Raw genomic sequence first — 8,475 nt, 5'->3', positions numbered from 1 at the left:
GTGCCGGCTACGCCGTCACCGTGCGTGGTGTGGCCTCGGCTGCGCCTCGGCGGGTGGGTGGGTGGTTGGGGGAATTCGCCGGTGGCGAATTCGCGGGCATGTGAAGGGTGGTTGGTGGCGGGCGTTCGGCGTCGCTGCGCTCCGCCTATCGGGTGGCATTGTGCCGGGCCTACGGCCCGTCAACCGGTCGACTTTTCGGCTTAGTTCGACTGGTGTTTTCACGGCGCCCTACGGGCCGGTTTGCTGGAAGGGTTTCCCGGGCTGCGCCCGGGCGTTCGCGTTGACGATGTGACGCGAAATTCGGGTAGTAGTCCCTTCCCCCGATCAGGCGGGGTGCCGGCCGGGGCCTGCGGCCCTCGGCGTTGACGATGTGACGCGGACTTCCGGTAGAGCCACAACTCCACCCCGGGGGCCTCCCCCGGCCCCGGCCGATGGCCGGTCCCGCCTTGCGATTGCCGGGCTGTCGGCCCATCCGCCGCCCCCGGAGCGGGGCCTGCGGCCCTCGGAGGGGCGCCGGTGGGCCTCCGGTCCGGCCCGGGCCTCCCCAGCCCCTGTGGCGGCCCCTCACACGCGGCCCGGACGGCGGCCCCTGACGGGCCCTCACCCGAGAATCCCGGCCGAGCCTCCGAAGCGTTTCCGGCGGTGCTTCCCGGAGCGCCGTACAGCTCTATCCTACGGTCCGCCAGCGGGCTCGGGACGCGAACACACAACCTCGCGGAAGCCGCCCGTCCCGGCCCTATCCGGCGACATTCCCAGACGGAATACTAGTTCCCTTCCGTCCTCTTTTTGATGGCAATCCGAAAGCCCTGCACGGCGCAGCGGGCAGAAATGCCATTCAGGTGCGCCGGAAAGGGGCCTACGGCCCTCCACGCCGACACGGCGACCGCCCTTCGAGGCGCCCAGGAAATCCCGCCAAGCTTCAACCGAGCAATTCCCGGGGCGGCGACACCGAACCGAACACCGGGCCAGGACGGCCGCCCTGGGCAGCCGCGCGGGCGGCGGCAGGGCGCGCCCGGAGGCGACCAGGGCAGCCCAGGGCCGGGACGACGGCGGCCAGGACCGGCCGCCAGGGCCTCCAAGCGGCACCACCTGGACGGCGGCAGCGGGACGGCATGGCGGCCGACCAGGACGGCGGCCAGGGCGCAGCAGCGGGGCACGGCACCAGGCGACGCGGACGAGCAGCGGGCGGCGGGGAGCCGCCGAGGCCGGCCAACCGGACAGCCCGGTGCAACACGGCACCGCAACACGCCCACCCGCCCACCACCCGGCCACCCGCCACCGACCGCCCAGCACCACCCCCAGGACCAGGCCGCCGAGAAGGCCGGCCTTCCCGACCGCCACCGCCGAGCAGCAGCCGCGGCCCCACCCCCGCGCCCTGTCGCACCCACGTGTCACACCCAGACCACACACAGGGGAAACCGGGCTATCCGCCCACGTCACACCACACGACAGCACCCCACCGCTACAGGCAACGCCACAAGGGGCGCGACAGCCCCCACACAGCACCGGGAAGGCCTCCACGGCGGCCTGACGGCCACCCAGCCGCCCAGCCAAGGGCGCAGCGGCCGCACACCGCCCTGGATGGCGGCCAGCACGGCGGCCCGGACGGCGGACCCGGGACGGCGGGGCGGGCCGGACGGCCACCCCGGACAGGGCGGGGCCTGAACGGGCGGGCCCGGGACGGCGACAGCAGCGCAGAGGCGCCCGGACGGCCCCCGGGCCGCACACCGCCCTGGATGGCGGCGCAGCACCAGCCCAGGGCACAGCAGACCCGGGACGGCGGCGGCCGAGCAGGGCGCAGCAGACCCGGGACGACGGCGCAGCGAGGCGGGCACGCCCACCGGCGGAGACGGCGGGGACGGCCGGCCCCGGCCCGGACGGCGGCGGCGGCGGCCGAGCAGGGCACACCAGGCCCGGGACGGCCGCCCCGGCCCGCGCACCGCCCGGCGGCGCAGCAAGGCGGGCACGGCCACCGGGAACGGGCGGGCCCGGCCCGGACGGCGGCGGCCGAGCAGGGCGCAGCAGGCCGGAACGACGCCAGGCCCAGCCCGCACCCCCACCAGCCGCCCCAGCCCCTCGGTCACTAAACGTTCCCGCAGGTCAGAGCCGCCACCAGGGACCGAAGTGACCGAACCCGCACATCACCACGCCAACACAACCCGGACGGCGGCCAGACCCGGAGCACCCCGGACAGCGGCCGGACGGCGGCAACCACCGAGAAGCACCCAGCCCGGCACCACCAAACCGAACACCAACCCCCACCACCACACCTGACACCACAATTCCAACCCGAATTCACACCACCACCAGCAACCAATCCGCCAAAACAACTAGACGGAATTACCGGCAGAATTCAAGCCCGAATCCAGGCCTACAACACCCACCGGCCCCCGACCGGCCCCACCCGACCCTCGCCCGCCACCACACACAGTCACCAAACCCCGGGCACCACCAATCTCCACCAACCCCAACAGGTCCAACCAAAGGTCCAGACAACACGCCGTGCGAGGCCAAAACACGCCCACCACAACCAACAGGTCACACCCGACGGCCCCACGCCGGGTAGAGCTTGGCGTGCAGCACGCGCTCCTCCCACCACGGATCGTCCGGGGCGGAGACCAGCGCGGCCACCAGCTCGCCCCCGGTCGGGACCGGCAGCACCAGCAGGCCCAACCCCGCTGCAGCGCGGGCCTGTACGCACTCGGAGCACTCCAACCGGCCCGGCCGGGCCCTCTCCCGCAACTCCAACCTCGAGCCCACCTTCCCCCCGATCGAGCCCCGGCACATCCAGCACGGGCGCAGCGCGGCGTTGGCCGTGCGGGCGGCCTCCAGCTGTTCTTCTGCCTCCCGCTCCAGCCGTTCCTCGCGGTCCTGGTGGCAGGGCCAGCAGCGGCCGCCGGGTTGGCGGGTCCACTCGACCTGTCCCTGCCGGCCGTACTCCCAGGTGCTCTCCTCCTCGGGAACGTCGCCGCAGTCGATGCAGACCAGGGAGTCCATCAGCTCCTGGTGGACCCGTTGCTGCTCGTCCTCGCGGGCGGCCTGGCGCAGGTCGTAGGCGGCCCGGTTGTTCGGGTTCTCCAGCGCCTCGATGAGGGAGTGTCGGCCCGAGCGGCCGAAGCGCCACCACACCGGCCCGAGCGGCCCGTGCTCGGCCAGCAGCTGAAGGGTGGTCGCGACGATGGGCACGGCGTCGTCGTACTCGCGCCAGCCGTCGTCGTTGTAGTCGCGGACCTCTCTGCACCGCCGGCCGCGCCAGCAGCCGGCGGACAGGTCCGCGACGGCCTGCTGCCGGTTGGCCAGCGCGAGGGGTCCGGCGTCGGTGACGACCAGCGCGACCGGCGGGTACCCGGCACGGGTGTGGCCGGGCCAGGTACGGCGCCACCAATGCACCGTACGGTCGGCCGGCTCCGGCCGGCGAGAGCCGGGTCGTTGTCGCGGACCCTGGCGCGGAACAGCTCGCGGTACCGGGGGAACTTCGCGGCGACGTCCGCCGGAGCCATGGTCGAGCGATCGACCTCTGATGAGGCTCTTTGAAACCGGCCAGTGTTGCTCCAGCTCCTCAGATGGCTGACGGTTGAACAACGTGGGGCCTCGGGTGAGCGGGAATCGAGTGGGGCGCTGATCAACTGCTCAGTAGGCTGCAGCGCATGTTCGAGTACCACGGCTGGATCAAGGTTCTGGAGAACGCCAGTGCTGACGATGAGGAGCACGACGACGACCGTTTTCGGTTGGTCGTCGCGGGCATCGAGGAGCGCATCCGGGAGATCGACAACCGTTATCTGCTTGATCTGCGGTGGATGAACGGGGAGGTGTTCGTTCACTTCGGCGGCTTTGCGAACCACCGTGACGCGGAGATCCCGGCGTTCTTCCGCGAGGTCGGTGAGCGGGCGCCGGGTTCCTATGGTCTGCTGCATGTGCGCGATGACGAGGACCCCGGTCATGAGAACGAGGTCCTTGTCATCAGGATGGTCCGCGGGCAGGTGAGCGAGCACGCGGATTCGCTGCTGTCGCCCTGCATCCCCGTGCTGGAGGACCCGTTCCGGGGGTAGGACGTGAGGTCGGTCAGACCCTGCGCAGGGGGACGACGTCGTTGGTCGGTTGCGGGATGGTCGGACGGGCGGCTTCCGGGGTGGCCAGCAGGGCGACGATGGTGATGGGCTGGTCGCAGTGCGGGCAGTTGCGGATCGCGGTGGGCGCGAGCGTGTCGCCTGCGCGGGGTCGAGGCGCCGGCGGCAGCGCGAGCATGGCCGGGCCGGTGGTGATCGCGGGGCAGTTGGGCAGGGGTTCGCCGAGGCGGATGGCCCGTCGTTCGTCGCGTTCGCGGTCGCGGGTCTTCTCCGCGTCGCGGCGGCAGTGCGGCGAGCAGTAGACCTGGCGGACCCTGGCCTCGTGGGTGAACTCGTTTCCGCAGTTGGGGCAGTTCTTGACCACCGGCGGGGGCGGTGCCGGACGGCCGACGACGGACGGCGGCCGTCCGGAGACAGCGAGCCGCGGCGCCCTTCGGCCTCCACCAGCCGGCCGGGACGCAGCCGGCCTGGCGCACACCGACGTCGACGGGACCGTACGATACGACAGCAGCGGGCCCGTACCACTGCGCGCAGTACCTGTGCGGTGGCGGCGACACGCAAGCGGCCAGGCCCGGCGCCGGTGCTGGCGCACGGCAGTGCTTCTCTACGTCTACTCGTCATCTTCCGGCGCCGGTGCTGCTGCCCCTCCGCCCAGCAGGCTGGTGATGACGCTCGGGTCCGCCTCGGCGCCGCCGCAGTGGTTGAAGGGATTGCTGACGGGCAGGCCGGCGAGGTTGCCGTTGGCGGTGCCGGGGCCGGCGGTGGTCGATCCTTGGGCGTGGGCAGCGCCGTCGTTGGCGCAGGAGGTGTCGAAGGACGGCGAGATGATCGGCAGGATGCCGCCCGCACAGGCCGGGCTCGCGGCCAGGGGGACGGTGAGGACCGCGAGACAGCTCGGGGTGGGGCGAGCAGGACGGCGACCCGGCAGCCGAACGGCGGCCGGAAGCGGCCCACCGTGAGCGGGACCAGCGAAGCGGCCGGACGGCGGCAGGCAGGCAGGCAGGAGCGGGAAGCGGCGGGGCGGCAGACCCGCTCTCGCCGCATGATCAGGCAACCTGGCACCGACTCCGCCGCAGCTCCACCTGGGCTACTTGAGCAGCCGGAAGCCGGGCTGACCGGTCCAGGCCCGCAGGAACTCCGCCGTGCCCAGCACCATCCACTCGTCGTCCGTGATCCCCAGCACTCCTGGAAGGCCAGCAACGACCGCTGTCTGTCCGTCCAGCAGCTCGGCCTTGGCCACACCTCCGATGACGTCCATGACGGCGGCGGTCAGCAACGCTGTGGCCACGTGGTCGATCCCACCGTTGCAGCACGCGCTGACGTTGATGGCATGGGTCGGCCTGAAGCCCAGGGCAGCCTCCACCTCGGGCTCGCCCTCGTGCTCGGCCTCGAAGATGTCCTCGTCACCGACACCCGGGCCCATCAGGTAGACCAGAAAGGGACGACGCCAGTCCTCGCGCTGCGGATTGAACCCCACCAGCGTCGTGAGCTCCTCATCCACGGAGGTGTCGCCGAGGAGGGGCAGCGGGAACGGCTTCCGCCAGTCCTCCTCTCGCCTGTCCTCGACACCCAGCCGCTCAGCGGGCACGTTGACGTCGAAGAACCCGGGTCGCTTCTCCTCGGCCCAGCGAACTACTGCTGGTTCACCGACCCCTCCCGGGCGCTCTGCCTCAAACTCGCCGGCACCCCCACCGCAGACCGTCCGCTGGTCGGCATGTGTGACTCCGCCCGATGCCCGCAAGCCACCCACCACCCTTGCCACCGGCCCGTCTGGGCCGAACACGCCGAACGGACGAAGACCTTCCTCGGCGACCTGGGCAAGACACGCAGAACCGAACGCTCACGCCTCCAGAACGACTACGACCGGGCCCTTCGAGTCGTCGCCGAGATCGACGCGGCCACCCTCGACCAACCCGATGAGGACCACGCATGAAGATCACCGCAGCCCAGCGCACCGAAAACGAGAACCGCATCCGAGCCGCCATGGACCGGCTCCTACGCGGAGAGATCCCGCCTGGCGGCAAGTGCGACATCAAGACCCTCGCCCGCGAGGCCACCATCGATCGCACCGCCTTCTACGGAACCCGCCCCTATGCCCACCTCCGCGAAGAATTCGAACACCGCCTGCAGTCCCTCCAGGCCGCCGGAGACATCCCCGACCCGAGGGACGCCCAGATCGAGCGGCTCAAAACGGAGATCACCAAGCTCAAGGCCCGGCTCACCCGATCGGACAGCGCCATCGAGGAGCTCACCGACTTCCGCACCCAGGCCCTCGCCCGCCTCGCCGCCCAACACGAGGAGATCCTGCATCTCCGTCGGTCAACAGCGGTGGCCGACCGCGTGACCCGTCTTCCCATCGCCCGCAGCACTTCGATCGGATCCTGCAGCTGACTCACTGACCAGGCCCTGATCCCGACTCACCACCCTCGGAGCAGGCATGACCGCCAAAACCTCTGGCCCCGGCTCGCTGACCACGTGAGGATGCCTTCATGCGCTTTCCTCGTGCCTCCGACCCCGAGCTTCTCGACGTCATCGATCGCTACGTCAAACCAGCAACGCAAGGCGTCGGGCGCTACCTGCACCTGCTGCACGGCAACTTCGCGCGCGACGACGAGAGCGAGCGCACGCCCTTCCTTCAGTCCATGCGTGCTGCCGCCCGGGAGATCACCGACGAAGAACTCGAGATCCTGCTGGAGAGCGAGTGGCGCTCCCGCCTGACAGCATCGTGGCTGATCGGCTTCGATCGTCGTGACCACTTCCGTGACATTCTCGGCGATCTTCTCCTGGCCAGTCAGCTCTGCTTCGCCGGTCAGGGCTACTGCTTCGCCCTCGCACGCTTCGGCACCGACGAGGACGCCCAGCACCTCACGGTCTACCTGGACCGCTACCTCCGACAGCCCGACTGCCAGTACGACCAGCACTGGGCCATCAGTGCGCTCCTCCACATCGACAGCCGTACCGGCAGCGAACACGCCGCCCGGTTCCTGGCGCCCGGCGGCCTCTGGCACCAGTGGAACGAGGCCCAGTACAGGCCATCGCCGCCAAGCCGGTTCATCGACGAACTGTGCGCTCATGCTGCCGAAGACGCGGCCACCAGAGGCCCCAGTTCGGCACCACAGGAAGGGGCCTGAACCATGACCGAACCGCAGAGCGTGCCGATGCCCGGCCAGGTCTGGGGCCTGGCGGCGCCGGATACCGGCGGGCCTATCTTCGTCACCAGCTATGACGGAAAGAACTTGTCCACCACCGTGCTCACCGCCGTGGACGTGGCTGGAGAAGTCTTGTGGCGCCGCGAGTTCGACGGACACCCGGGTCGGCCCCGCGTCAGTACCAGCGGATCCGTATGGGTCGCCCATCGGGGGCCGACGGGTGCCGTGCTGACCGAACTGGACGCCGCCGGCTCGACCGTGCGCTCGATCACACCCGAACACGAGCCCTTTGAGCGCCTCGGTTCGTTCGTGGTGCTGCCCGACGGCATCTGCGCGTCCTGGTTGCCCGCCGAGCGGAACCGTCCCGTTCCGGCCGGCCGCCATGCACGGATCGCACGGCACGGCGAGGACGGCTCGGTGCGGTGGTCGACACCGGCCGTGCTCGACCAGTTGTCGTTTCCGGGCTGCATCGAGATCAGCGCGGAGACGAGCTGGGAAGCGCGACCTTCGAAGCCGTGGGCACCGCAGACCATAGAGGCACACCACTGGGAGCCGTTGCTGATCGCCGGCCACCGCATCGCTGCGACGTTTGCCGACGGCAGGAGCGGCATCGCCGTCACGTTCTTCCTGGACACCACCACCGGTCGGCTCATTGCCGCGAGCCCTCCCGGGCCCAGCCACCACAAGGCGATCGTTGGACCCGGCGAGTTCCTGATCGGATCCCAGGGCTACGGCGCGTTCAGTACAGCGCAGTACGACTCCTCCGGCACCGTCGTGCAGGAATGGCCGACGCACGCGATGCTGTTGATCGACCGACATGGTGCCATCAGCGGCCCCGAGTCCGAGAACACCACGCCGTCCCGTTCGCGGTTCGTCGGCCTCGAGCCAGACGGCACAATGCGCCGCGGGCCTGCACTGTCCGGCTACTACACCACCTACCCAGCCCTGGATCACCATGGCACCGCGGTGTTCTGGCGGGACGGCCGCCTGCTTGCTGTCGACGCCGACTTCCAAATGCGGGAGCTTTTCGCCCTGGAAGACGAGAAGCGCGCGGTGATGAGCAAAATCATGCTGCTCGACCAGGAGCGGGTGGCCTTCGCTCTGCACGACGAGCTCTTCATCCTGCAGTCGACGGGCCTCGGCACCTTGGACAACAGCGTCTGGCCTTGCGCGGACGGTGGTCTCCACGGGAACCCCGTGACACACCAGTAGCGCCAGCTGGCACCACCCGATGGTCACCCGGGAGTGTGTTCTGCGTC

The 8,475-nt window shown here is 70.5% G+C and carries 8 protein-coding genes; 4 read left to right on the top strand and 4 right to left on the bottom strand.

All coding sequences use genetic code 11. The features are described 5' to 3' along the window. Nucleotides 1-2,538 precede the first annotated feature (2,538 nt). Entirely contained in the window at nt 2,539-3,390 is an 852-nt protein-coding gene (locus ACFY0X_RS34110) for a hypothetical protein (RefSeq protein WP_387760394.1), read from the bottom strand. A 257-nt stretch (nt 3,391-3,647) separates the two neighbouring features. Here ACFY0X_RS34110 and ACFY0X_RS34105 point away from each other — a divergent pair, with 257 nt between their 5' ends. After that, nucleotides 3,648-4,049: an Imm7 family immunity protein gene (locus ACFY0X_RS34105; RefSeq protein ID WP_387760393.1), complete on the top strand. Its 402-nt coding sequence runs from the start codon at nt 3,648-3,650 to the stop codon at nt 4,047-4,049. Between the two features lie 13 nt (nt 4,050-4,062). Here ACFY0X_RS34105 and ACFY0X_RS34100 read toward each other — a convergent pair whose 3' ends face one another. From ACFY0X_RS34100 to ACFY0X_RS34090, 3 genes are all read right to left on the bottom strand, one after another. Beyond that, the gene (locus tag ACFY0X_RS34100) at nt 4,063-4,431 is read right to left on the bottom strand and encodes a hypothetical protein (protein ID WP_387760392.1); all 369 of its coding nucleotides are present in this window, start codon (nt 4,429-4,431) and stop codon (nt 4,063-4,065) included. 246 nt (nt 4,432-4,677) lie between these two features. Beyond that, complete coding sequence (locus ACFY0X_RS34095; protein ID WP_387760391.1) at nt 4,678-5,121, bottom strand: chaplin family protein; 444 nt, start codon at nt 5,119-5,121, stop codon at nt 4,678-4,680. A gap of 33 nt (nt 5,122-5,154) precedes the next feature. Further along, nucleotides 5,155-5,655: a DUF6368 family protein gene (locus tag ACFY0X_RS34090; RefSeq protein ID WP_387760390.1), complete on the bottom strand. Its 501-nt coding sequence runs from the start codon at nt 5,653-5,655 to the stop codon at nt 5,155-5,157. A 341-nt stretch (nt 5,656-5,996) separates the two neighbouring features. Between ACFY0X_RS34090 and ACFY0X_RS34085 the strand changes: the two genes are divergently transcribed. From ACFY0X_RS34085 to ACFY0X_RS34075, 3 genes are all read left to right on the top strand, one after another. Beyond that, nucleotides 5,997-6,458, top strand: coding sequence for a hypothetical protein (locus ACFY0X_RS34085; RefSeq protein ID WP_387760389.1), 462 nt, complete (start codon nt 5,997-5,999; stop codon nt 6,456-6,458). 98 nt (nt 6,459-6,556) lie between these two features. Beyond that, nucleotides 6,557-7,198: a DUF6000 family protein gene (locus tag ACFY0X_RS34080; RefSeq protein ID WP_387760388.1), complete on the top strand. Its 642-nt coding sequence runs from the start codon at nt 6,557-6,559 to the stop codon at nt 7,196-7,198. Nucleotides 7,199-7,201: 3 nt separating this feature from the next. Further along, the gene (locus ACFY0X_RS34075) at nt 7,202-8,428 is read left to right on the top strand and encodes a hypothetical protein (protein ID WP_387760387.1); all 1,227 of its coding nucleotides are present in this window, start codon (nt 7,202-7,204) and stop codon (nt 8,426-8,428) included. Nucleotides 8,429-8,475 lie beyond the last annotated feature (47 nt).

The organism is Kitasatospora sp. NPDC001547, assembly GCF_042894165.1.
Lineage (GTDB): Bacteria > Actinomycetota > Actinomycetes > Streptomycetales > Streptomycetaceae > Kitasatospora.
The sequence above is the reverse complement of the archived record's forward strand: the minus strand, read 5'-3'. Positions and strand labels throughout refer to the sequence as shown.

Excerpts from the sequence above, each read along its gene's own strand:
- ACFY0X_RS34105 (WP_387760393.1), top strand. The coding sequence starts at position 3,648 with ATGTTCGAGTACCACGGCTGGATCAAGGTTCTGGAGAACGCCAGTGCT.
- ACFY0X_RS34085 (WP_387760389.1), top strand. The coding sequence starts at position 5,997 with ATGAAGATCACCGCAGCCCAGCGCACCGAAAACGAGAACCGCATCCGA.
- ACFY0X_RS34080 (WP_387760388.1), top strand. The coding sequence starts at position 6,557 with ATGCGCTTTCCTCGTGCCTCCGACCCCGAGCTTCTCGACGTCATCGAT.
- ACFY0X_RS34075 (WP_387760387.1), top strand. The coding sequence starts at position 7,202 with ATGACCGAACCGCAGAGCGTGCCGATGCCCGGCCAGGTCTGGGGCCTG.